Below are 23,347 nucleotides of genomic sequence, written 5' to 3'. Positions count from 1 at the left end.
CGAGCAAGGTATTGCGTGTCGTCTGGAGCATTGCATGAGGGCGCACGCGTTGCCTGCGTCGAGCAGCGCATCGCGCTGGGGTGCAGCGGCGTCAGCTGTCATCGCACGGCGTGTCGCGCAATCCATGCAACCGTCTTTTCATCGCAGCGCCCGCCAGCATGGCGGCGTGCAGAGAACTTCGTCATGACCCAGCGCGAACTCACCACCGCAGCAAGACCGCCCTATTTCGACAAGATCCTGATCGCCAATCGCGGCGAGATCGCGTGCCGGGTCATCGCCACCTGTCGCAAGCTCGGTATCGCGACCGTGGCGGTGTATTCGGATGCCGACCGCGATGCGCGGCATGTGCGGCTGGCCGATGAAGCGATCCATCTCGGCGCCGCACCGGCGCAGCAGAGTTATCTGCGTGGCGATGCGATCCTGGAGGCGGCACGCGCAAGCGGCGCGCAGGCGATCCATCCGGGCTATGGCTTCCTGTCGGAAAACGCGGCGTTTGCCGATGCCTGCGCGCAGGCTGGCATCGTGTTCATCGGCCCGCCAGCGGCCGCCATCCGCGCGATGGGCGACAAGAGTGCGGCCAAGGCGCTGATGCAACGCGCCGGCGTGCCGCTGACGCCGGGCTACCATGGCGACGAACAGGCGCCGGCCTTCCTGCGCGCGCAGGCCGATGCGATCGGCTATCCGGTGCTGATCAAGGCCAGCGCAGGCGGTGGCGGCAAGGGCATGCGCCGGGTGGATACCAGCGCGGCCTTCGAAGAGGCCTTGGCCAGCTGCCAGCGCGAGGCGCAATCGGCTTTTGGCAATGCGCAGGTGCTGGTGGAAAAATACGTCGAGCGGCCGCGCCATATCGAGATCCAGGTGTTTGGTGATACCCGGGGCGAGGTCGTCTATCTGTTCGAACGCGATTGTTCGGTGCAGCGCCGGCATCAGAAAGTGCTGGAAGAAGCGCCTGCTCCCGGCATGAGCGAACAACGCCGCGCCGCCATGGGCAAGGCCGCCGTGGATGCCGCGCGCGCCGTGGGTTATGTCGGTGCCGGCACGGTGGAGTTCATCGCCGGTCCGGATGGCGATTTCTATTTCATGGAAATGAACACCCGGCTGCAGGTAGAGCACCCGGTCACCGAGTTGATCACCGGCACCGACCTGGTCGAGTGGCAGCTGCATGTCGCCGCGGGCGAGCCGTTGCCGCTGCGTCAGCAGGACCTGCGCATCCATGGCCACGCGCTGGAAGCGCGCCTGTATGCCGAAGATGCCGACCGCGGCTTTCTGCCGTCGACCGGCACGCTGCGGCAGCTGCAGTTTCCCGCAGCCGGCGCGCATGTACGCATCGATGCCGGGGTGGAGCAAGGCGACAGCATCAGCCCCTACTACGACCCGATGATCGCCAAGCTGATCGTATGGGATGTGGATCGCCCTGCCGCCCTGGCACGCATGCGCGAGGCGCTGGCGCAATTCCATGCGGTGGGCGTGACCACCAACAGCGCGTTCCTTGCGCGCCTGATCGGCACGGCGTCGTTTGCGTCTGCCGATCTGGATACCGCGCTGATCGAACGCGAGCAGGCCGTGTTGTTTCCCCAGGCGGTCAGTCCGGCCAATGCCTGGTGGTGCCTGGCAGCGGCGTTGATTGCCGACGCGTTGCCGAAGGCCGCCGCCGATCCGGCCGACCCGTTTTCGCCATGGCAGCACACCGATGGCTGGCGCATCGGTGCGCATGCCGCGCACGCCATGACGCTGGAGGCCGCAGGCGAGCGCCGCCAGTTCGGCGTGCGCCCGCTTGGCGATGGCTGGCAGGTCACGACTGCAGGCGATACCTACACGCTGCGCTACCACCTGCAGGGCGATGCACTGCGCGTGGAAATGGATGGCCGACAATGGCGCATGCAGGTCCTGCGCGACGGTGACACCCTGACATTGCGCGATGCCACGCAGCGGGCGACCTTCCGCCACCATGACACGCTGGCCGAAGCCGATCAGCCCGCGCACGACACCGGTGGCCTGACCGCACCGATGCCGGGCCGCATCGTGTCGCTGGTCGCCCCAGTGGGGCAGTCGGTCACCCGCGGCCAGGCCCTGGTGGTGCTGGAAGCGATGAAGATGGAGCACACCTTGCACGCGCCCGGCGACGGCACGGTGGCGGCGTACCTGGTGGCCGAGGGCGAGCTGGTCGCCGAGGGTGTCGCGTTGGTGGAATTTGTGTCCGCGTCTGCGTAGCGGCGCCTGGTGGCGTGACCAACGGCACGTCCGCAGGGGCCGGCCCTCGCCCTAGCGTGGGGGAAAGCGGCCGGAGTGGCCGCGCCCCAGACCGGAGACGTCCATGCAACGCCTGCTTCTTGTTTCCAGCATGCTGCTCGCGCTGACCGCCTGCAGCGACAACGCCGCGCCCACCACCGACAAGGCCGCCACGCCGGCACCGGCCGCTGCGCAAGCACCCGCGGCCCCCCCCGGACTGATCACCCGCGATGCGCTGTTCGGCAACCCGGAACGGGCGAACGTGAGCATCAGCCCGGATGGCAAGTACCTCAGCTGGGTCGCGCCGCTGGAGGGCGTGCTCAATGTCTGGGTCGCCCCGGTGGATGCACCGGATCAGGCGCGCGCGATCACCAAGGACACCGCACGCGGCATCCGCACTTATTTCTGGACCTATCAACCCAACACGTTGCTGTACCTGCGCGACAATGGCGGCGACGAAGACTTCCATCTGTTCTCGGTGAATCTGAGCGATGGCAGCAGCAAGGACCTCACCCCGTTCAAGAAGACCAACGCCGAGGTGTATCGCGTCAGCGCGCAGCACCCCGAGTCGATCATGGTCGGCATGAACGACCGCGATCCCAAATGGCATGACCTGTATCGGGTGGACCTGGCCTCGGGCAAGCGCAGCCTGGTGCAGCAGAACACCGACAGCCTGGATTCCTATCTGCTCGACGGCAACTACCAGCTGCGCTACGCCACGCGCGCCACCGACGATGCCGGCAGAGAGCTGCTGGTACCGGATGGCAAGCGCTGGAAGCGCGTGGACCGCATCCCGTTCGAGGATGTCAGCAACACCTCGCCCGACGGACTGACCGACGACGGCAAGACGCTGTACATGCACGATTCGCGCAATCGCGACACCGCGGCACTGTATGCCATCGACACCGCCAGCAATGCGCGCACGCTGCTGTTCGAAAACCCGCGCACCGATGTCGGCGCCACCTTGAACGACCCCAGGACCGGCGTGGTGCAGGCCGTGTCCACCGACTATCTGCGCGAGGAATGGAAGGCGCTGGACACCGGCATTGCCGCCGACCTGCAAAAGCTCAAGTCACTCGGCAGCGGTGATGCCAGCGTTGCCGCACGCACGCTCGACGATCGCATCTGGATCGTGGGGTATTCGGCGGCAGAGACACCGCTAAGCTACTACCGCTACGACCGTGCAGATGGCGGCAAGCTGACCAAATTGTTCTCCGCCCGCCCCGCGCTCGACGGCAAACCGCTGGTCCCGATGTGGCCGCAGGAACTGACCGCGCGCGACGGCCTCAAGCTGGTCAGCTATCTCACCCTGCCCTCTGAGGCTGACGCCAATCACGATGGCAAGGCCGACAAGCCGGTGCCGCTGGTGCTGTTCGTGCATGGTGGCCCGTGGGCGCGCGACAGCTACGGCTACGGGCCGTATGAGCAGTGGCTGGCCAATCGCGGCTATGCGGTGTTGGCGGTGAACTTCCGTGGCTCCACCGGCTTCGGCAAGGCCTTCACCAATGCCGGCAACGGCGAGTGGGCCGGCAAGATGCACGACGACCTGCTCGACGCCGTGCAGTGGGCGGTCAAGCAAGGTGTGACCAGGCCCGAGGACGTGGCGATCATGGGCGGCAGCTATGGCGGCTACGCCACGCTGGTCGGGCTGACCTTCACCCCGGACGCGTTCAAGTGCGGCGTGGACATCGTCGGTCCGGCCAACCTCAACACCTTGCTCGGCACCGTGCCGCCGTACTGGGCCAGCTTCTACAAGCAGCTGACCAAACGCATGGGCGACCCGGCCACCGAGGCCGGCAAGCAGTGGCTGACCGAGCGCTCCCCGCTCAGCCATGTCGACAAGATCAGCAAGCCGCTGCTGATCGGCCAGGGTGCCAACGACCCACGCGTCAAGCAGGCCGAGAGCGACCAGATCGTCAACGCGATGAAGACCAAGAACATTCCGGTCACCTACGTGCTGTTCCCCGACGAAGGCCACGGCTTCCGCCGCCCGGAAAACAGCAAGGCCTTCAACGCAGTGACCGAAGGGTTCCTGGGCCAGTGCCTGGGCGGCCGCGTGCAACCGATCGGCGACGACCTGACCGGCTCCAGCATCACCGTGCCGGAAGGCGCCGACAAGGTGAACGGTCTGAGCGATGCATTGAAGACGCATACGCAGGCGATTCGGCGGTAACGCCATTGCGAAGTGCTTGCTTTGGATCGACGTCAGCGCTCGCCTGCAACGACGAGCGCTGACGGTTGTAGCGAGGTTCTCCAACTAGCCGGCATGCCTGACTTCCCTCGCCAAGCGGTCCAGATCGAAAGATGTGTGATGGTCTCTCGCTAATGGGATCCGATGTCCTTGGCCGCCTCTGGATCACGACCAGCCGGCCACACTGCCCCGCCGGGATCCAGCTCGGTATTGTTCATTTCCTCGCCACGCCAACCGAATCCGCAGATGGCCAGTGGGCCGTCCTGCAGGCCGTCCAGGCCAAGCGCCTGTTCAATGTCCACCTCGTTGATCGCCGAGGTGACAAACGCTCCCAGCCCCAGGTCGGTTGCGCTCAGATAAAGCGTCTGCGCGATATGGCCGACATCCAGAATCATCGCGCGGTAGGCCTTGGCGTGGTTTCGATACTTCCAGAAACTGCGTAAAAATCGCGGCACCAGGATCACCAGCACCGGCGCATCGGCAAACCAGTGCTGCCCGGACACGGCGCGACGCGCGAAGTCCACCAGCGGTTGCGGCGGCGACTGCAATGGCTGCAAAGCATGATCGACAGGGCGATAGTGATAGAGACCGCTCGTCATTCCCTCGACACGCTGGACCAGCAAATAGGTTTCGGTGGGATGGAGACTCCCCCCCGACGGTACCGGCTTCTTCAAGAATGCGGTGTCGTGCCCCACTTCGATGCGCGCGCTTGCCATGACGCTGCGCTCAAGCATCTGGCCGAGCAAGATGGATGACAGTGGACGCTGCGTATCGAAATTGCGACAGGTGACGCGACGCGACAGCAGCTCATCGAATGTGCCCGGGGTTGACCGCGGCAAGGCAATGCGCGCTTCGACGCCACCCTCGCCTCGGTCTACGATTTCTGCCGGGGGGGCGCCCAGTCGGCCGACCATGCCTTCTGCAGTTGTCAGGCCATGCGCTTCCATGGTGGCCACGCTGTCTTCGCCGCTCCAGCGCGCGGATCGATGCCACAACGCAGCCAATGGCCACCAGCGCTGCTGCTGCACGCACTCGTCGTTGCGGCGGTGCTGAACATGTTGTGGTTGATCGCTGATCACAAGACCTTGCTCGATCAAACGCTCCGCCCAGATTGGCAACGGATGCACCTGATCGATGGACTGCCAGCGCGAGGAACTCAACTCGCCCAGCCATTCGCGCTCTTCCTCTGAAACCTCCACCTCCGCCTCAAGATGAGGCGCGAGCGCCAGCCATCGTGTGCGGCGACGCAGGCCATCGCCCCCGGCAAGCAATCGTGCAAGATCAAACACCGAATCGTCGCGCAGTTCAAAAAACAACGTGGCACAGCGACGAATTTGCATAGGAACATCTCAAGGACGCATGAGTACGGTCGATATTGTGTCAGGTCCCACGTCATACAACAGCACACTCCCTCACCTTCCAGGCAAGCCACACCATGACCGACGCAGCCAATGACACCCATCTCCCGTTTGATGCATCCACAGCCGACAAGCTGCTGGAGCTACTGGCAACCGATGACGACTTCCGCGACTGCTTTCAATGCAATCCGGCGCAGGCGCTTGCCCAGATCGGCGCACCTGGCGTGAGTGCGGACAACGCCGTCCCCGGCGTAGGAGACGCTTATTACTGCATGAACACCAATCAGCTCGCATCCAAGCAGGACATTGCAGCGGCTCGCGCCGAGCTGCAGAGCTACCTGACCGAAAAGGCCAATCACACCGTGATCTTCGCCTTCGAATCGGACAGCATGCGTTCGACCCTGTTACGCAAGTAAGCAGGCAGACTCGGTAAAGGCCAGGCGCGCGCAAATGCCTGGGCCTGTTCGCGCGCCTCCTGGCTACGGCCGAGTGCATGCAGCGATTCGGCCATCCAGAGCTGGGCCAGACGCGCATCGGCAACATTGAGCGGCTGCAGCGTTTGCGACGCATTTGCTTCGATGTAAGCACGCCCGCGATGGAGAAGCAGCCAACGTGCCTGTTGCAACGCTTCAGCGTGCCGACCGCTGTCGTGCAACAGCGTGTACAGCGTCACGCGTGTCTGGAAAAGATCATCGTCATTGACCGGCAGGCGCGCGATGGCTGCTGCACGGTCGCCCGACAGTGCCAGCTGCTGGGCTTCGACAATGGCGCGCAGGTCGGCAAGCACCGGTGTTTCATGCACAAGCGCCGGCTTGATCGCCGCAAGCGCGTGGGCGGTGAGGCTGTTATCGCCGCTCCGCTGCGCCTGGCTTGCGAGGATCAATACCATTGCGGCATTGTCCTGCAGGTTTACCGTTGCCGACCCGCCGTCAATGACAGCTGACACCAGCCGATCGAACGTCGGCTTGAGCGCTGCCGCCGTCGCCAGGGACGGATCGACCAACGCATCGGTTGTCACCGCAATGACCGAGAACTGGCGACGGTTGAAATCGTCGCCTTGCTTGCTGCGCGTCAGACCTTGTGCGATCGCTGCACGTGCTGCGCTCCAGTCGGCCTGATCGATTGCGATGCTGGTGCGATCGATCAATGGCACCACATCGTCGTTGGCATAGCCTTGCTCGATGATCCTGCCGAGCGTTTGCTTCGCTTCGACATGGCGGTTCAACACCGCAAGCGCGTTCGCCTGGCGCCGCAGCGGGCCGGCGCGATCGGCATCGCCGGGAATGGAAAAGCGTTGCAGCGCCGCTTCGGCCTTTCCCTGTGCCAGCAAAATGCGTCCAACCCGATCGGTCGCGATCGCGCGCAGCGGGTCCTGTGGAACATCGGCCGCCTGCGCGTACGGCAACGCGTCGGCAAAACGATTGGCAACGAACAGGTGCCACGATGCGTTCGCGGTGCCGGCAAAATTGTCCGGGTAGAGCGAGGCCAGCGTTCTCCACAGCGTCAATGCCTTGTCGGGTGCTAGCAACTCGGCTGCCCATGCATCCATGTACAACTGGTCACGCTCAGGCAAACGCTGACGGAAACGAATTGCCTTCTCCAGGTACGGAAGCGCACCACGGCGATCGGAGATAGCCACCTTGATGCGTGCCGCCCCCAGATACGCGAGCGCAAATTCCGGATCGATGGCCACCGCGCGCTCGAACAGTTCCAACCCTTCTTTCCATTGGCCTTGCGCCGTTGCGTCAACCCCCAGGGCATAAGCCCGCAGCGCATCCAGGCTGGACGTGGTCACGGCGGGTAACGGCACGGAATTCTTGTCGATCGAGGCCACCACCTCACCCAGCCCCTGCCTGAGCTTGCGGGTCACCTGATCCACCGAGGACAGTGCCGATGGCAAGCCATCGCCTTGCACAAACTCCGAGTAAACCGTGGTCTGGGTCCGCGGATCCACCAATTCAACGCTGAAACGAAGCTTGCCGCCAATCTCCGCGACAGTCGGCAGCAGCACAGCGCTTGCACCATCGCGCAGCGCCACTTCCGAGGCGATAGCGCGATCAACGATCACGCGATCCGGATCGCGCTTCATCCGCGCCATGGTGTCGCGCACTTTCATCTCACTCAGGACATTGACGTAGCGCGACTGCTCCAGGCTGATGCGCAGCGCCTGGTCGAGCGAACTGTCGAGCAACGTATTGCCGGTGAGATTACGTAGATCTCCGACCACCACCCACCCACGTTCGGAGAACGCAATGGCTGGCTCGGAACGGGTGAAAAACCACGCCGACACGCACACGGCGACGACCAAGGCAGTTTCCGCCAACAGTGCCGCCGGCCGCCGCCACAGCGGAATATCCCGCCATGCCTTCGGCGAATGCTTCGGCGTACGCAATGGCGTGACATCGATCTCGCCGACCTCATAGATCTCCATCGGCGTGGGCACGCCCTTGAAGCGCCAGCGGCCGTGGGATTTCCACAGGATGCGTTCGCCGCGGTCGCCCAGTTCGCGTGCGGCGCGGTGGGTCAACGATTCGGCCACTGCCGACAACAGGATCTGCCCGGGCCGCGCCATCGACATCAGGCGCGCGGCGGTGGGCTTGGCCAGGCCTTCGACTTCCAGCGGTTTGGCACCGATGCTGACCGCTTCGTCGCTATTGCGCCAGGTCAGCACTTCGCCGACGTGCAGGCCCTGCCGCGCGCACAGCGTGAGCGCACGGGCATCGCCCATCGCCTTGAGGCCACGGGCGTAATCCAGCGCAAAGCCCAGGCCGTCGATGGGGCGGTCGAACAACAGCAACAATCCGTCCGAGCGGTCGATCAGCCGGCCACGCCATTGCTGCTGCAGTTTGACCACCAGCCGGTCGTGCTCGCGAAACAGCGCAGCGGCGGCGTTGTCACCGATGCGCTCGACCAGCGCGGTCGAGTCGCACAGGTCGGTCAGCAGCAATGTGCGCAAGCGCGGCGCCTGGATCGCTTCCGACGACGCATCCTTGCGTGCGTGGGTGCGGGCGCTCATTGCTCAGCGATTGTCCGACGTGGCTGCGTTGCCGGGTGGCTGCGTGCTGCCCGACCCCAGCGCTTCATGCATGCACAGCACATTGCCGCCTTGCCGCTTTGCTTCGTACAGCGCGCTGTCGGCCAGCGTGTACCAATCGTTCCATGCCGCGTCGGCATCGATCATGCACAGGCCCAGGCTGACCGAGCAGCCCTGCTCGCTCTGGCCATTGCACAGCCGCGCTTCCACTGCGCGCAGGATGCATTCGCCGATGTGGTGCAGCAGCTCCCGGGTGCCCTGCGCGACCAGCACGCAGAATTCGTCGCCGCCGAGCCGGCAGGCCAGGTCACCGTCGGCGATCACCGAACGCAGCGCGTGGGCGACGTTCTGCAGCACGCGGTCGCCAGCGAGATGGCCGAATTCGTCGTTGATGCGCTTGAAACGGTCGCAATCGATCAGGATCAGGCCCACCCCGGGCACGCGACCGGCGCGCCGGCATTCCTGCAGATGCAGGGCGAGCCCGCGGCGGTTGTGCAGGCCGGTGAGTTCGTCGGTGCGGCTGAGTTCCTCGGTGTGGTTGAGCTGGTGCGAGGTGACGTAGAGGTTGTCCAGCGCCGCTTCCAGGTCGTGGTTGCGCCGGCGCAGCTGGCGGATCAGCAGCTGCTCGTTGTTGACCACCCGCACGATGGAGCGGCGCAGGAAATGCGCCACCATCGACGGGTCGTGATCGACCAGGCGCTGGAAGTCCTCGTGCGCCAGTTCGATCAAACGGGTGTCGGTGGATGCGCTGGCGCCGGCACTGCGCGCATGGTCGCCGATCAATAGGCCAAGTTCGCCGAAGAATTCGCCCGGGCCCAGGTGCTTGAGCATCAGGTCTTCGCCGAAATCCAGATCGATCTGACCACTGACCACAATGAACATCTGCGTGCCCACTGCACCGCGCTCGAACAGCGCCTGGCCGGCGGCCAATTCGCGGGCGCGGCCAAAGCGGGCGAAAAACCCCAGCTCTTCGGCAGTCATGAGCGCATGCAGCCCGTCCGACAGCGTCTTTGCAACGCTCCCCGTCGGCTCCACTGCGCCGGCAGTGTTATGGCACGTCATCCCAAAATCCCTTAGACCGACCTGCAGCGCCGGCCTGCCTCAGCATCGTACAGGAGCGTTTTGTTCAGCACCAGGTCACACTCCCTCTCATTAAGCTTGAGACGCAATGACGGGTATTGGCAAAAAAAATCGGGCTCGGTTTCCCGAGCCCCTCTCCCCTGCTCCCGGCAGAGCCCGCCATCCTCTCCGACAGGCCACCACCACCCCAGCGTTGCTCTGCGGTGCTAGCGGGGGCTTGGCGGTGGGCGAAGCCCGCTGCTCCGTTTCACCCGTCGGCCGGCCGGCACGCGGTCGCGGCGCCTGCGCGCTGGGTTATGCGGCCTTTTCGCCGTGAAACTGCTCTTCCTCGGTCGAGCCACGCAGCGCGGTGGTGGACGACTGGCCCTGCTGGATCGCCTGCGTCACCGCGTCGAAATAGCCGGTGCCCACCTCCCGCTGATGCTTGACTGCGGTAAAGCCCATCTCGGCCGCCGCGAACTCGGCCTGCTGCAACTCGACGAAGGCGCTCATCTGGCGGCGTGCGTAGCCGTGCGCCAGGTTGAACATGCCGTAGTTCAAGGCATGGAAGCCGGCCAAGGTGATGAACTGGAATTTATAGCCGTAGCTCGCCAACTCGGTCTGGAATCTGGCGATGGTGGCGTCATCCAGGTTCTTCTTCCAGTTGAAGCTCGGCGAGCAGTTGTAGGCCAGCAATTTGCCGGGGAATCTGGCATGGATGGCTTGCGCAAAGGCGCGCGCAAATTCCAGATCCGGTTTGCCGGTCTCGCACCAGATCAGATCGGCGTACGGCGCATAGGCCAGCCCGCGGCTGATGGCCTGATCCAGCCCGTTGCGGGTCTTGAAGAAGCCTTCGACGGTGCGCTGCCCGGTGGTGAACGGCTGGTCGTTGGCATCCACGTCGCTGGTGATCAGATCGGCCGCCTCGGCATCGGTGCGCGCGATCAGCAGCGTGGGCACACCCAGCACATCGGCCGCCAGACGCGCGGCATTCAACTTTTCGATTGCCTCGCGGGTAGGCACCAGCACCTTGCCGCCCATGTGGCCGCATTTCTTCACCGATGCCAGTTGATCCTCGAAGTGCACCCCGGCCGCGCCGGCCTCGATCATCGCCTTCATCAGCTCGAAGGCGTTGAGCACGCCGCCAAAGCCTGCCTCGGCATCGGCCACGATCGGCTGCAGGAAGTCGATGTCGTCATTGCCTTCGGCATGATGCAGTTGATCGGCGCGCAACAAGGTGTTGTTGATGCGCTTGACCACCGCCGGCACCGAGTCGGCCGGATACAGCGACTGGTCCGGATACATCTGCCCGGCCAGGTTCGCATCGGCGGCGACCTGCCAGCCGGACAGGTAGATCGCCTTCAACCCGGCCTTGACCTGCTGCATCGCCTGGTTGCCGGTCAACGCGCCCAGCGCATTGACGAACGGCGTGGCGTGCAGTGCATTCCACAACTTGTCCGCGCCCAGCCGCGCCAGCGAATGCTCGACATGCACGGTGCCGCGCAAGCGCACCACATCGGCGGCGGTGTAGTTGCGGGTGATGCCGGCCCAACGCGGATTGCTGGCCCAGTCTTGCTGGATCTGTTCGGCGGTCTGCAGTGTGCTGCTCATGGTGCGTTCTCCTGGCAGGGATACGACGGATGCAACGAGGAAGGAAGGGGCGCATTGATACGCGCCGGGCATGGCAAGGCCGTCGTTGCGCGCGTGGGCGCAACCGGCGGTGTGGTGCATGACGTGGATGGATTGCAGCGACAGCGCGCGTGCGCCGGCGTGTCGCTGCAGCGTTGGCTCAATCGATCAGGCGATACGCCGGCACGGTGAGGAAGTCGGCCAGCGCATCGGCACGGCTGAGTGTGTCCAGCAGTGCAATGGCGTCGTCAATGCGTGCGGCGCCGGGCAGTGCATCGGTCGCGCCCAGGCGTGCCGGCAGCGCACGCAACGTGGCCTGCAACAGGGGCTGATCGATCGCAGTGCCGTCGTCCAGGTGCTGGCCGTGATGCAACCACTGCCACAGCTGCGCGCGGCTGATTTCGGCAGTGGCGGCGTCTTCCATCAGGTTGTGGATGGGCACGCATCCATTGCCGTCCAGCCAGGCGGCCAGATAACGCACGCAGACTTCGACATTGCCTTCGAACCCGGCGCGGGTGACGGTGCCCGGCGAAGGCGCGATCAGCATGTCGCGCGTCACCTGCACGTCGTTGCGCAAGACATGCTGCTGATGCGCGGTGGGCATGTGCTCGTCGAAGATCTTCATCGCTACCGGAATCAACGCCGGATGCGCCACCCAGGTGCCGTCGTGGCCGGCGCTGACTTCGCGCAGCTTGTCGGCACGCACGCGCGCCATCGCCTGCTCGTTGGAGGCCTCGTCGTGATTGATCGGAATCTGCGCCGCCATGCCGCCCATCGCATGGGCGCCGCGGCGATGGCAGGTCTTGATCAACACTTCCGAATACGCCTTGAGGAAGGGCTGGGTCATGGTGACCTGGCCACGTTCGGGCAACACGCGGTCGCGATGCGCGCGGAAAGTTTTCAGATACGAAAAGATGTAATCCCAACGGCCGCAATTGAGCCCGACGATGCGCTCGCGCAGCGCGTGCAGGATCTCGTCCATCTCGAACACCGCCGGCAGCGTTTCGATCAGCACGGTCACCTTGATCTGCCCGTGCGGCAGGCCCAGCATCGCTTCGATATGCGCCAGCGCGGTCTCCCACAGCGCGGCTTCTTCCATGCTCTGCAACTTGGGCAGATACAGATACGGGCCACGGTCCTTGGCCAGTAGCGCGCAACCGTTATGGAAGGCGAACACCGCCGCATCGAACAGGCCGCCAGCCAGCGGCTGCCCATCGATGAGCACGTGCTTCTCATCCAGATGCCAGCCGCGCGGGCGCACGATCAACACGGCGCGCTCGGCTTCCGGGCGCAACGCGTAGTGCCTGCCGTTGGGCGCATCGAAGCTGAGATCGCCGCGTACCGCAGCGGCCAGCGTGCGCTGGCCGGCCAGCAGGTTGCGCCAGGTCGGCGCGGTGGAATCCTCGAAGTCGGCCATGAACACCTTGGCGCCGGAGTTCAGCGCGTTGATGACCATCTTCGGATCGGTGGGGCCGGTGATCTCCACCCGGCGGTCCTGCAGCGCCGACGGCAGTGCGGCGACGCGCCAGTCGCCATCGCGGATGGCGCGGGTGTCTGGGCGGAAGTCCGGCAGCTGGCCGGCATCGAACTCGGCCTGGCGGGCGCGCCGGCGGGCCAGGCGCTGCTGGCGACCGGGTTCGATCGCGCGGTGCAACGACACCAGCAAGGCCAGCGCGGCGGCCGGCAGCAGTTCTGCCTGGCCTGCGATCTGCGTGGTCAGCGACAGACCGGGCGTGGCGCGTTCGGTGGGACGTGGGGCAAAAGCGGTGGCAGACATGTCGGGGAGTCCTTGTGCGTCCGGACCTGCACCGTGCGCCGCTGGCAACTATTTGACAAAGCAGTTTTATCAATGCTGTAAATAAGCTTGACTTATATTGGGTTTCAGAACATACCCAGATGGCGCCAACCCCGCGATTTTCCTACAAATCCGACCGGCTCAAGCCGCTGCGCGCGTTCTGCCAAACGGTGCGTCTGGGGTCTGTCTCACGGGCAGCTGAGGCGCTATATGTGAGTCAGCCGGCAGTGACCCTGCAGCTGCAAGCGCTGGAACGCGACCTGGGGGTGGCCCTGTTCGAGCGCTCGGGGCGCCGCATGGCACCCAGCCGCGAGGGCCAGCTGCTCTACGACATGGCGCTGCCGCTGGTGGAGAGCCTGGATGGGCTGGAGGCGAGCTTTCGCGAGAAGGTGCGCGGGCTGGATGCGGGCGAGCTCAATATCGCCGCCAACAGCTCCACCATCCTGTACCTGCTGCCGCGCATCGTGGCGAACTTCCGCGCGTGCCACCCGGACGTGCGGCTGACCCTGCACAACGCCATCAGCGCCGACGGCACCGACCTGCTGCGCGAAGACGCGGTGGACCTGGCAATCGGCTCGATGCTGGACGTGCCGGCCGACCTCAACTACGCGCCGGTGTATCGCTTCGAACAGCTGCTGATCACCCCGCCCGACCACCCCTTGGCCAGCAAGTCCACGGTCACGCTGCAGGATCTGTCGCCGTATCCGCTGATCCTGCCACCGCGCCGGCAGGTGACCTATCGCTTGGTCGATCTGATCTTCCAGCAGGCACGCGTGCCCTACACCGTGGCGCTGGAGGTGGGCGGCTGGGAAGTGATCAAGCAATACGTGGCGATGGACATGGGCATCTCCATCGTCACCGCGATCTGCGTCACCGATGCAGACCGCGACAAACTCGCCACCCGCTCGCTCAAGGACTATTTCCCCACCCGCAGTTACGGCGTGGTGGTGCGCAAGGGCAAATATCTGTCGCCGCAGGCGCGTGCCTTCATCGAGCTGATCCAGCCGGATCTGTTTACCCCGCGCGGGTATGACGAGAGTGGCGATTCGGAGCGGTGAGTCTGCTGCCGGCTGTGCGCGCGTGAGCTCAGATCGCGCCTGAGCTTGCTCGCCAGGCACGGCGCATGAGGCTGCTACGCGCGCTCCATCTGCGATGCCGTGTGCGGCATGCGCAAGCGCACACAAGCAGCACCGACGGGTGGTTCCTGCTGCAGTACGAATCACTCCGCACTGCGCCGCATCATGTCGGCTCGATGCCACTGCACGGCGGTTGTCGTCATAGACTACGCCGATGCTATGGGGAAGGCATGTCTGCTGATCAGTCCGGGGAAACAACTGACCAGATGCGCAGCCGTCCCGCACTGCAAAAGCGAGCCGACTCAACCAACCAAGGCTGACGCAATGAATCCGACCATGCTGTTGCTGGTGCAGTTGGCGCTGATACTGGGCGCGGCGCGTGCATGCGGTGCGCTGCTGCAACGCTTCGGGCAGCCGCCGGTGATCGGCGAGATGGCCGCCGGCCTGCTGCTGGGGCCGATTGCATTCGGCGCGTGGCTGCCGGAGTTGCATGGCGTGTTGTTCGCCTCCAGTAGCTTGCCGCCGCTGTCGGGCCTGGCCAACATCGGCGTGGTGCTTTTCATGTTCATCGTCGGCGTGGAGTTGCGTGCGCCGGAAGGCACCACTGCGCAGGTGCGCGCGTCGGTGCTGGTGGGGCTGTCCGGTATCGTGCTGCCGTTGCTGCTGGGGCTGGCCGCCGCACCGTGGTTGTTTGCGCGCTTTGCTCCACAAGACATCGGCTTCTGGCCCTTCGCCTTGTTCATTGCCGCAGCGATGTCGGTGACTGCGTTTCCGGTGCTGGCACGCATCCTCAAGGACCGCAACATGACTCGTACGCCGGCCGGCCGCCTGGCTTTGGGCGCGGCGGTGATCGACGATGCCACGGTGTGGATGTTCCTGGCGATCGTGCTCACCCTGACCGGCGGCAACAGCCATGGCGGCGTTGCGTTCACTGCGGCCGGTGCGGTGGTGCTGATTGCGGTGGTGTTCGGCGTGTTGAAGCCGGTGTATGCGCGAGTGCTAAAGCCGCGCGCAAGCGATGGAAGCTATGCGCCGACTGCGCTGGTGTGGGTGCTGATCGGTGTGCTGGCCTGCGCCGCAGCGGCCGAATGGATCGGCCTGCATGCGATCTTCGGCGCATTCCTGTTCGGCATCTGCGTACCGCGCGATGACCGCCTGCTGGAACACCTGGCGGGGCACATCGAACCCCTGGCGATCACCTTGCTGATGCCGGTGCTGTTTGCGGTCGCCGGCCAGGCCACCAGCCCCGGTGTGTTCGTCGGCGCAGGTGTGGCCGGCTTTGCGCTGGTGGTCGGCGTGGCGGTCACCGGCAAGCTGCTCGGCTGCACCCTGGGCGCGCGCCTGAGCGGCCACGATTGGCGCGATAGCCTGAGCGTGGGTTCGCTGATGAACGCACGCGGCCTAATGGAACTGGTGGTAATCAAGATCGGCCTGGATAGCGGCGTGATCGGGCCGGACCTGTTCACCCTGCTGTTCGGCATGACGCTGGTGACCACGGTGATGGCCTCGCCGATGGTGGCCTGGTTGCAACGCGGCCGGCACACTGTCACCGCCAACGTGCTGGGCGCGGGCAACCGCCCGCATTGACGAGGCAGCGCCAGCCTGCCGGATGCGGCCACGATGGTTGCGTCGGCACGGGCCTGCGATGTCGACCGAATGCGGTCGACGCCATGCACTCTCATCGCCGCGGCCACCGAGCTGCACGGCATCCACCTCTTCGCACAACGCACTGATGTCCGAACTCTCCGAGTCCTGTTATGCCGAAAGCCCGGCACCGCCGGCGTTACACGCGCAGCTGCAGTGCAGTTGGCGATTTCGCCAGGGCACGGCCGCAACGGACCCCGTGCTGGTCTTGCCCGATGGTAGCGTCGATCTGATCTGGGATGGCACGCTGCTGTTGGTTGCCGGGCCCGATCACGCCGCCGCCATGGCAGCGCTGGCACCGGGCAGTGCGCTGAGCGGGGTGCGCCTGGCAGCGGGTGCGGCAGCCGGCCTGCTGAAGCTCCCGCTACATGCCATTGCCGACCAACGCGTTGCACTGGAATCGCTGTGGGGCGTGCAAGGGCGCACCTGGCAACACCGCCTGGAAGACGGTGCCGACCCGCTGCACACCTTGCAGGCGCTGTGTCGACAGCACGGCACATCGCAAGACCGCCAGATGGCGTGGCTGTTCGATCGATTGAGTGCCGGTACCCCCGCCCGGCTGAGCGAATTGACCCAGGCCCTGGGTCTCAGCGAGCGCTTGTTGCGCCGTCGCTGCCAGGATGCGTTCGGCTATGGCAGCAAGACGCTGGAGCGGGTGCTGCGTCTGCAGCGCTTTTTGCGTATCGCCGGCCAGCACCGCAGTCTGACCGACGCCGCGCTGGATGCCGGTTACGGCGATGCGCCGCACTTGGTGCGCGATGCGCGCCAGCTCACCGGCCTGAGCCCACGCGTCTTGGTACGGCGCCACGCACGCTGAGTTGGCCGTTTTCGCCAAGCCAGGCACGCGCGCCGACTGCATGCTGTACCTCCACTCCCGGAGGACGCCACGCCATGATCGACAACACGCCGCAGCACCGCATCGACTACCTCGAATTCGCCGTCGACTCGATCGCCGCCGCCAAGGCTTTTTACGGGCAAGCCTTCGACTGGACGTTTCAGGATTACGGCCCGGATTACTGCGAATTCCGCGACGGCCGGCTGAGCGGTGGCTTCTTCCACGGCCCCACCCAGCCCGGTGGTGCGCTGGTGGTACTGGCCTCCGACGACCTCGCCTACAGCCAGGCACGCATCGAAGCGGCGGGCGGGCAGATCACCAGGCCGGTCTTTGCGTTTCCCGGCGGGCGACGTTTTCATTTCACCGATCCGCATGGCTATGCGCTGGCGGTGTGGTCGAAGGACTGAGCGCGCAACATGCGCAGGCTGCAGCGGCATGGGTTGCACAGACAGCGCGGCGCAAGACGCAGTCGTTGCAGCTGCAGCGCTGCGGTCGACATGCAACGCGAGGAAGATCCGGCCTGCGATGCGGGACGGCGCTGCGCCGGCACGCGCATCGCAGGCCATCACTCGCGCCCGTACAAACCCAGGAACATCGCCACTGCCGATTCGGCCACCTGGGTGCGTTGCTGCGGCGACAGCGGCGGCTGGCCCATGGCGATCTGCGGCCAGAACGCAAAGCCCTTGATCAACGCCTGCAGTTGCTGCGCGCCGACCTCCGGCTCCACGCCCGCCAGCCGGCCGTCGGCCAGTGCGGCGCGCACCCAGGTGGTGGTGCCTTCTTCCTTGCTGCCCAATTGCGCGATCAGCGCACGCGCGCGCTCGGGCGAATGGATGCCTTCGGCAATGGCGACACGCGACAGGTCGATAAACGCCGGGTCGTCGAGCAGGTGCAGTTTCTGCTGCAGCAGCTGGATCAGCTGCGCGCGCAGCGGCTGGTCGGGCCGGTAGACAAGATTCACCGCGTCGGCGCTGCGTTGCCACAGCCCGCGCAGGATCTCGCCGAACAGCGCGTCCTTGCTGGGGAAATGGTTGTAGACGGTGCGCTTGGACACGCCCGCAGTGGCCGCCACGCGGTCCATGCTGGTGGCCTCGAAGCCATGCTGGCGGAACTCGACAATGGCCGCCTCGACGATGGCGTGGCGCTTGCGGTCGGTCAGCCGCTGCGGCGCGGGCCGGGGGGAAGATGCGCTCGACATCGGATCATTTTACACCCGACAGTTTACTTTCAGCGGAATGAAACTACACTGCTCGGTGTAATTTCCTCCTGCTGCCGTTCCCTGCCCCGGTCGAACTCCCCATGGCTTCCTCTCGCCCCTCCCCGTATGCCGATTCGCCGCAGTTTCGCGGCGGCCGGTTCCGCAATGCGTTGCCGCTGCCGACCACCGCGCTCAGCCTGCGCAAGCAGATCGGCCTGATCTGGACGTTCCTCTTCAACAAACCCAGCACCACGGTGCCGTCCGCGCCACTGCCGGTGCAGCCGTTGACACGCGCGCAACTGCTTGCCGCGCCCGATCGCAGCCTGTATCGCTTGGGCCATTCCACCGTGCTGATGAAGCTGGGCGGTGGCCTGTGGCTGACCGACCCGGTGTTCTCCAGGCGCGCCTCGCCGGTGCCGTTCGCCGGGCCCAAGCGCTTCCATGCGCCACCGATCGCGCTGGACGAGCTGCCGCCGCTGGCCGGGGTGATCCTGTCGCACAACCATTACGACCACCTCGACCGCGCCAGCATCCGTGCCCTGGCCGACCGCGTCGGCGTGTTCGTCGCGCCCCTGGGCGTGGGCGATCTGCTGGTGCGCTGGGGCGTGGACCCGGCCAAGGTGCGCCAGCTGGACTGGTGGGACACGATCAACATCGATGGCCTGCAACTCACCGCCACCCCGTCGCAGCATTTTTCCGGGCGCGGGCTGTTCGATAGTGGTCGTTCGCTGTGGTGCTCCTGGGCGATCCAGGAACGCGAGCTGCGCGTGTTCTTCAGCGGCGACGGCGGCTATGGCCCGCACTTCAAGACCATCGGCCAACAGCTCGGTCCGTTCGACGTGGCGCTGATCGAAAACGGCGCCTACGACCAGCAGTGGCCGCATGTGCACATGCAGCCGGAGCAGAGCCTGCAGGCCTACCTGGACGTCGGCGGGCAGACCCTGCTGCCGATCCACAACGGCACCTTCGACCTGGCCATGCACGCGTGGCAGGAACCGCTGGACCGGATCGTGGCCCTGGCCGACAGCGCCGGCGTTGCGCTGGCGACGCCGCGCATGGGCGAGCGGGTGGATCTGAACGCGCCCGGCAATCGCCTGCGCTGGTGGCGACAGGATGCTGCGACTCAGGCATCGGATGGCCTGGTGGCGCCGCGCTAGCCAGTGCGGTGCACGCATCCACAAACAAAAACGGGATGGCGCGTGGCCATCCCGTTTCGATTGCTATTGCAGCTACTGCACACGCATGCGCCAACGACGCAGGCGCGTCATCCAGTCGCTCACTCCGTCAGACCGCGATTTTCCAGCAGCGCCTTGACGCTGGGATCCTTGCCGCGGAAATCGCGATACAACGTGGCCAGATCGACGGTATTGCCGCGCGAAAGGATCTTGGCGCGGAAGGTGTCGCCATTCTTGCGGGTCAGGCCGCCGTTTTCCTTGAACCACTCGAACGCGTCGTCGTCGAGTACTTCCGACCAGAAATACGCGTAGTACCCGGCCGAATAACCGCCGCCCCAGATGTGGTCGAAATAGCTGCTGCGATAACGCGGCGGCACTTCGGCCAGATCCACCTTGAAGCGCTTCAGGGCGTCGGCTTCGAACTTGCTCACGTCCTGCAGCGGCGCATCGGCCGGCTGGGTGTGCCAGGCCAGATCGAGCAACGCGGCCGATAGGTACTCGGTGGTGGCGTAGCCGCTGTTGAAGGTCTTGGCCTTCTTGATCTTCTCCACCAGCTCGGCCGGCATCGCCGCGCCGGTCTGGTAGTGCTTGGCGTAGTTGGCGAAGACCTTGGGATCGGACGCCCAGTGCTCGTTGAACTGCGAGGGGAACTCGACGAAGTCGCGCGAGGTGCTGGTGCCGGCGATCGAGGGGTACTTCACCTTGGAGAACATGCCGTGCAGCGCGTGGCCGAACTCATGGAACAGCGTGGTGACGTCGTCGAAGCTCAGCAGCGCCGGCTGGCCGGCGGCCGGCTTGGTGAAGTTGCAGACGTTGTAGACCACCGGCTTGGCACCGGTGAGACCATCCTGCTCGACGAACACGTCCATCCAGGCGCCGCCGGACTTGCTGTCGCGCTTGAAGTAGTCGGTGTAGAACAGCGCCATCGAGGTGCCGTCCGCGTCGAACACTTCATACACCTTCATGTCCGCGTGATAGGTCGGGATGTCGGTGCGCTGCTTGAAGGTGATGCCGTACAACTGCGTGGCCGCGTAGAAGACGCCGTTCTGCAGCACGTTGTCCAGCTCGAAATACGGCTTGATCTGCGCTTCGTCCAGGTCGTACTTGGCCTTGCGCACCTGCTCGGCGTAGAAGTCCCAATCGGAGGCGGCGAGTTTGAAGTCTCCCTTCTGCGCGTCGATCACCTTCTGCATCTCGGCCACTTCGCGGCGCGCCTTGGCGGTGGCGGCCGGCACGGTGTCGGTCAGCAGCTTGAGTGCGGCGTCCGGGCTCTTGGCCATCTGGTCGCCCAGGCTGTAGGCGGCGTAATTGTCGAAGCCGAGCAGCTTGGCCTTCTGTGCGCGCAGCTGCGCCAGGCGCTGGATGGTCTGGCGGGTGTCGTTGGCATCGCCCTTTTCCGCGCGCGTTTCCGAGGCCTTGAGCACGTCGGCGCGCAGCTGGCGGTCCTTCAGCGAGGCCAGCACCGGCTGCTGGGTGGTGTTCTGCAGGGTCAGCAGATACTTGCCGTCGAGCTTGCGCGCCTTGGCCGCATCGGCGGCGGCGGCGATGTCGCCCTCGCTCAGGCCGTCGAGCCTGGCCTTGTCGTCCACCACCACCGCACCGGCGGCCGAGGCGGCCACCAGACGGGTATGGAACTGGGTGGAGAGCGTGGTTTCTTCGATATTGAGCTTGCGCAGGCTGGCCTTGTCGGCCTCCGACAGCTGCGCACCGGCACGCACCAGCTCTTCGTAGTCGCGCTCGACCAGACGCTTCTGCTCCGGCTCCAGGTTCAGCGTGTCGCGTTGGTCATAGATCGTCTTGACGCGTGCGAACAGCTTCGGGTCGAGATTGATCTCGTCCTGATGCGCAGCCAGCTTGGGCGCGATCTCTTCCTGGATCTTCTGGCGTGCATCGCTGGTATCGGCCTGCACCAACCCGAAGAAGATGCGCGACACGCGCGTGAGCGTTTCGCCGCTTCGCTCCATCGCCTCGATGGTGTTGTCGAAGCTGGGCGGCTCGGGGTTGTCGGCGATCTTGCGGATGTCGGCCAGGTGCAGGCGCATGCCTTCTTCGAAGGCCGGCAGGTAATCGGCGTCCTTGATCTTGTCGAACGGCGGCGCCTGGAACGGCAGCGTGCTGGCGGTCAGCAGCGGGTTCGGCGCAGCATCCGCGGCCGGGGTGGTGGCGGTCTTTTCGGGCACGGTGGTGGACTCCTTACCGGACGAATCTTTTCCAGAACAAGCAGCCAGTGCCAGGGTGATGGCAGCGGCCAGAACGACGGTACGCGACATGGCGTGTGATTCCTGAGTGGGTAGCGCAGCCGGTCACGCTAGCGGGTTTGCGCAGCGTCGGCATGTGCCGTTGGATTGGGAAGATGGGTGCGATTGGGGATGCGCGCGCTACAGCGTCTCGTCCTTGAAGATCGCCACGTGCGGGCTGCCGTCGGCGCCGATCCAGCCGCGGTACATGCCTTCGGTATTGAACGGGAATGCGGCGTTGCCCTGCGCATCCAGCGCGATGGCACCGCCGTCGCCGCCGGCCTTGGGAATCTCCTGGTCGATTACCGTGTCGGCGGCCTGTTGCAACGACTGCCCGGCGTATTTCATGCGTGCGCAGATGTCGTAGGCGGCCACCGCACGGATGTAGAACTCGCCCCAGCCGGTACCGGACACCGCGCACTGGCTGTTGGCGTAGGTGCCGGCGCCGATGATCGGCGCATCGCCGACGCGGCCATAGCGCTTGTTGGTCATGCCACCGGTGGAGGTGCCGGCGGCCAGGTGTCCCGCGCGATCCAGCGCCAGCGCGCCCACCGTGCCGAAATGCTTGGCGGTTTCCAGGTCCAGTTCGGCCTGCGCCTGACGGTCGCCGGCTTCGGCCTTGCGCGCTTTCTGCAGTTGCTGCCAGCGCTTGTCAGTGCGGAAATAACCGGGGTCGACCAACGTGACGCCCTGCTCGCGCGCGAATTGTTCGGCGCCGTCACTGACCAGCATCACGTGCTTGGAATGGTCCATGACGCTGCGCGCCAGCTGGATCGGGTTCCTGACCGTGTGCACGCCGGCAATCGCGCCGGCCTTGCCGGTGGCGCCGTCCATGATCGCGGCATCCAGTTCGTTCTTGCCGTCATGGGTGAACACCGCACCGCGCCCGGCGTTGAACTGCGGCGCATCCTCCAGCACGGAGATGGTGGCCGCCACCGCATCCACCGCACTGCCGCCACCTTGCAGCACCGCGTGCCCGGCACGCAGCGCGCGTTGCATCGCCTCGCGCGCCTGCGCCTGTTCCTCGCTGGAAAGGCTGGATTTCTCCACCCCGGCGCCGCCGTGGATCACCAGCATCGGCGTGGCCGCCAGCACGGGGCCGGCAGCAAGCAGGAGCGAGAGCGACAAACACAGTGCGCGTGCGGACAAGCCCATCATGGTGTTTCCTCGTTGGAGGCAGCGGGGTGCCCGGCGGCGGCGGTCATGAATGCAGGCGACCGGCAGCGACAAAAACCTTTCAAGCGCGCGGCCGCATTCTCACAGCGTATCGCGATGCTTGCCGCGCCACGGCCGGTACCAGGTGCGGATTGCGGCGATATCGGCGGCCATGTCGGTGCCGGTCCAGAACGGCTCGCCGATGCCCACGGTCTTGCTGGGGTAGTCGAAATACACCGGCAGGATCGGCACCTTGGAATCGGAGGCAATCTTCCAGAAGCCGGCCTTCCAGTGCTCCACCCGCTTGCGGGTGCCCTCGGGGGTGATCACGTACCACATCTGTTCGGAATTGCGGATCAGCCGCACCGCCTGGCCGATGGTGCCCTGCGGCGAGCTGCGGTCCAGCGGGATGGCGCCGAGCTTGCGCAGCAGCGGACCCAGCGGCCACCAGAACAGCTGCGCCTTGCCCAGCACGCGCACGTCGAAGCCCAGCGCGAACTTGGCCGCAAAGCCCAGGAAGCCGTCCCAGTTGGACGAATGCGGGGCGACGATCATCACCAGCTTGGGTTCGTCGGGCAGCCGCCCGAGCAGGCGCCAGCCGGTCAGACGCAGTGCGGTGCGCCCCAGCCAGCGGCCGAAGCGGCCATGGGCGCGTGGCATTCTGGGTGGAGAGGGCTGCAGCAGGATGTTGGCCTGTGTTACCGGTGGCAACGACGGGTCGGTGTGACTCAC

17 protein-coding genes are annotated in these 23,347 nt (G+C 65.5%); 8 read left to right on the top strand and 9 right to left on the bottom strand.

Going from position 1 to position 23,347, the window contains the following annotated elements:
• Positions 1-183 precede the first annotated feature (183 nt).
• Positions 184-2,211 carry an acetyl/propionyl/methylcrotonyl-CoA carboxylase subunit alpha gene (locus tag ABQ039_RS01260; protein WP_184609831.1) on the top strand — a complete coding sequence of 676 codons (2,028 nt, stop codon included), beginning with the start codon at positions 184-186 and terminating at the stop codon, positions 2,209-2,211.
• A gap of 103 nt (positions 2,212-2,314) precedes the next feature.
• Entirely contained in the window at positions 2,315-4,402 is a 2,088-nt protein-coding gene (locus ABQ039_RS01255) for a S9 family peptidase (protein WP_184609829.1), read from the top strand.
• 149 nt (positions 4,403-4,551) lie between these two features.
• On the opposite strand, the gene ABQ039_RS01250 is transcribed toward ABQ039_RS01255, so the two are convergent.
• Positions 4,552-5,760: a putative peptide maturation dehydrogenase gene (locus tag ABQ039_RS01250; RefSeq protein ID WP_184609827.1), complete on the bottom strand. Its 1,209-nt coding sequence runs from the start codon at positions 5,758-5,760 to the stop codon at positions 4,552-4,554.
• A 95-nt stretch (positions 5,761-5,855) separates the two neighbouring features.
• On the opposite strand from ABQ039_RS01250, the gene ABQ039_RS01245 reads away from it, so the two are divergent.
• Positions 5,856-6,194 (top strand): NHLP-related RiPP peptide, encoded by a 339-nt coding sequence (locus ABQ039_RS01245; protein WP_349778243.1) that lies wholly within the window; start codon positions 5,856-5,858, stop codon positions 6,192-6,194.
• Here the strand turns inward: ABQ039_RS01245 and ABQ039_RS01240 are convergent.
• From ABQ039_RS01240 to aceB, 4 genes are all read right to left on the bottom strand, one after another.
• On the bottom strand, positions 6,134-8,794 hold the full coding sequence (locus ABQ039_RS01240; protein ID WP_184609826.1) for a putative peptide modification system cyclase: 2,661 nt from the start codon (positions 8,792-8,794) through the stop codon (positions 6,134-6,136). The genes ABQ039_RS01245 and ABQ039_RS01240 overlap by 61 nt on opposite strands.
• Positions 8,795-8,797: 3 nt before the next feature.
• Positions 8,798-9,874 carry a diguanylate cyclase gene (locus ABQ039_RS01235; protein ID WP_184609825.1) on the bottom strand — a complete coding sequence of 359 codons (1,077 nt, stop codon included), beginning with the start codon at positions 9,872-9,874 and terminating at the stop codon, positions 8,798-8,800.
• A 312-nt stretch (positions 9,875-10,186) separates the two neighbouring features.
• On the bottom strand, positions 10,187-11,482 hold the full coding sequence (gene aceA, locus ABQ039_RS01230) for an isocitrate lyase (protein WP_039517647.1): 1,296 nt from the start codon (positions 11,480-11,482) through the stop codon (positions 10,187-10,189).
• Between the two features lie 178 nt (positions 11,483-11,660).
• On the bottom strand, positions 11,661-13,277 hold the full coding sequence (aceB, locus tag ABQ039_RS01225; protein ID WP_349778244.1) for a malate synthase A: 1,617 nt from the start codon (positions 13,275-13,277) through the stop codon (positions 11,661-11,663).
• A gap of 119 nt (positions 13,278-13,396) precedes the next feature.
• Here aceB and ABQ039_RS01220 point away from each other — a divergent pair, with 119 nt between their 5' ends.
• The 4 genes from ABQ039_RS01220 to ABQ039_RS01205 all read left to right on the top strand — a co-directional run bounded on the left by ABQ039_RS01220 (position 13,397) and on the right by ABQ039_RS01205 (position 17,257).
• Positions 13,397-14,353 (top strand): LysR family transcriptional regulator, encoded by a 957-nt coding sequence (locus ABQ039_RS01220; RefSeq protein ID WP_184609823.1) that lies wholly within the window; start codon positions 13,397-13,399, stop codon positions 14,351-14,353.
• A 342-nt stretch (positions 14,354-14,695) separates the two neighbouring features.
• Entirely contained in the window at positions 14,696-15,958 is a 1,263-nt protein-coding gene (locus tag ABQ039_RS01215; RefSeq protein ID WP_184609822.1) for a cation:proton antiporter, read from the top strand.
• Between the two features lie 145 nt (positions 15,959-16,103).
• On the top strand, positions 16,104-16,832 hold the full coding sequence (locus ABQ039_RS01210) for a helix-turn-helix domain-containing protein (RefSeq protein WP_349778245.1): 729 nt from the start codon (positions 16,104-16,106) through the stop codon (positions 16,830-16,832).
• Between the two features lie 77 nt (positions 16,833-16,909).
• Complete coding sequence (locus tag ABQ039_RS01205) at positions 16,910-17,257, top strand: VOC family protein (protein WP_184610428.1); 348 nt, start codon at positions 16,910-16,912, stop codon at positions 17,255-17,257.
• Positions 17,258-17,415: 158 nt separating this feature from the next.
• Here ABQ039_RS01205 and ABQ039_RS01200 read toward each other — a convergent pair whose 3' ends face one another.
• Positions 17,416-18,048 carry a TetR/AcrR family transcriptional regulator gene (locus ABQ039_RS01200; RefSeq protein WP_184609818.1) on the bottom strand — a complete coding sequence of 211 codons (633 nt, stop codon included), beginning with the start codon at positions 18,046-18,048 and terminating at the stop codon, positions 17,416-17,418.
• A gap of 101 nt (positions 18,049-18,149) precedes the next feature.
• Here ABQ039_RS01200 and ABQ039_RS01195 point away from each other — a divergent pair, with 101 nt between their 5' ends.
• Positions 18,150-19,205, top strand: a complete 1,056-nt coding sequence (locus ABQ039_RS01195; RefSeq protein WP_184609816.1) for an MBL fold metallo-hydrolase — start codon at positions 18,150-18,152, stop codon at positions 19,203-19,205.
• A 119-nt stretch (positions 19,206-19,324) separates the two neighbouring features.
• On the opposite strand, the gene dcp is transcribed toward ABQ039_RS01195, so the two are convergent.
• From dcp to ABQ039_RS01180, 3 genes are all read right to left on the bottom strand, one after another.
• On the bottom strand, positions 19,325-21,493 hold the full coding sequence (gene dcp, locus ABQ039_RS01190) for a peptidyl-dipeptidase Dcp (RefSeq protein ID WP_164738863.1): 2,169 nt from the start codon (positions 21,491-21,493) through the stop codon (positions 19,325-19,327).
• 108 nt (positions 21,494-21,601) lie between these two features.
• A complete protein-coding gene (locus ABQ039_RS01185; protein ID WP_184609814.1) occupies positions 21,602-22,618 on the bottom strand; it encodes an isoaspartyl peptidase/L-asparaginase family protein in 1,017 nt (338 codons plus the stop codon).
• Between the two features lie 99 nt (positions 22,619-22,717).
• On the bottom strand, positions 22,718-23,347 hold the full coding sequence (locus ABQ039_RS01180) for a lysophosphatidylcholine acyltransferase (RefSeq protein WP_024939028.1): 630 nt from the start codon (positions 23,345-23,347) through the stop codon (positions 22,718-22,720).

Source organism: Xanthomonas sp. WHRI 6108 (assembly GCF_040202385.2).
In the GTDB taxonomy this organism is placed as follows: Bacteria; Pseudomonadota; Gammaproteobacteria; order Xanthomonadales; family Xanthomonadaceae; genus Xanthomonas; species Xanthomonas arboricola.
The sequence above is the reverse complement of the archived record's forward strand: the minus strand, read 5'-3'. Positions and strand labels throughout refer to the sequence as shown.

Excerpts from the sequence above, each read along its gene's own strand:
- ABQ039_RS01195 (WP_184609816.1), top strand. The coding sequence starts at position 18,150 with ATGGCTTCCTCTCGCCCCTCCCCGTATGCCGATTCGCCGCAGTTTCGC.
- ABQ039_RS01235 (WP_184609825.1), bottom strand. The coding sequence starts at position 9,874 with ATGACGTGCCATAACACTGCCGGCGCAGTGGAGCCGACGGGGAGCGTT.
- ABQ039_RS01215 (WP_184609822.1), top strand. The coding sequence starts at position 14,696 with ATGAATCCGACCATGCTGTTGCTGGTGCAGTTGGCGCTGATACTGGGC.
- aceB (WP_349778244.1), bottom strand. The coding sequence starts at position 13,277 with ATGTCTGCCACCGCTTTTGCCCCACGTCCCACCGAACGCGCCACGCCC.
- ABQ039_RS01255 (WP_184609829.1), top strand. The coding sequence starts at position 2,315 with ATGCAACGCCTGCTTCTTGTTTCCAGCATGCTGCTCGCGCTGACCGCC.
- ABQ039_RS01250 (WP_184609827.1), bottom strand. The coding sequence starts at position 5,760 with ATGCAAATTCGTCGCTGTGCCACGTTGTTTTTTGAACTGCGCGACGAT.
- ABQ039_RS01200 (WP_184609818.1), bottom strand. The coding sequence starts at position 18,048 with ATGTCGAGCGCATCTTCCCCCCGGCCCGCGCCGCAGCGGCTGACCGAC.
- dcp (WP_164738863.1), bottom strand. The coding sequence starts at position 21,493 with ATGTCGCGTACCGTCGTTCTGGCCGCTGCCATCACCCTGGCACTGGCT.
- ABQ039_RS01185 (WP_184609814.1), bottom strand. The coding sequence starts at position 22,618 with ATGATGGGCTTGTCCGCACGCGCACTGTGTTTGTCGCTCTCGCTCCTG.
- ABQ039_RS01245 (WP_349778243.1), top strand. The coding sequence starts at position 5,856 with ATGACCGACGCAGCCAATGACACCCATCTCCCGTTTGATGCATCCACA.
- aceA (WP_039517647.1), bottom strand. The coding sequence starts at position 11,482 with ATGAGCAGCACACTGCAGACCGCCGAACAGATCCAGCAAGACTGGGCC.
- ABQ039_RS01240 (WP_184609826.1), bottom strand. The coding sequence starts at position 8,794 with ATGAGCGCCCGCACCCACGCACGCAAGGATGCGTCGTCGGAAGCGATC.
- ABQ039_RS01220 (WP_184609823.1), top strand. The coding sequence starts at position 13,397 with ATGGCGCCAACCCCGCGATTTTCCTACAAATCCGACCGGCTCAAGCCG.
- ABQ039_RS01260 (WP_184609831.1), top strand. The coding sequence starts at position 184 with ATGACCCAGCGCGAACTCACCACCGCAGCAAGACCGCCCTATTTCGAC.
- ABQ039_RS01210 (WP_349778245.1), top strand. The coding sequence starts at position 16,104 with ATGTCCGAACTCTCCGAGTCCTGTTATGCCGAAAGCCCGGCACCGCCG.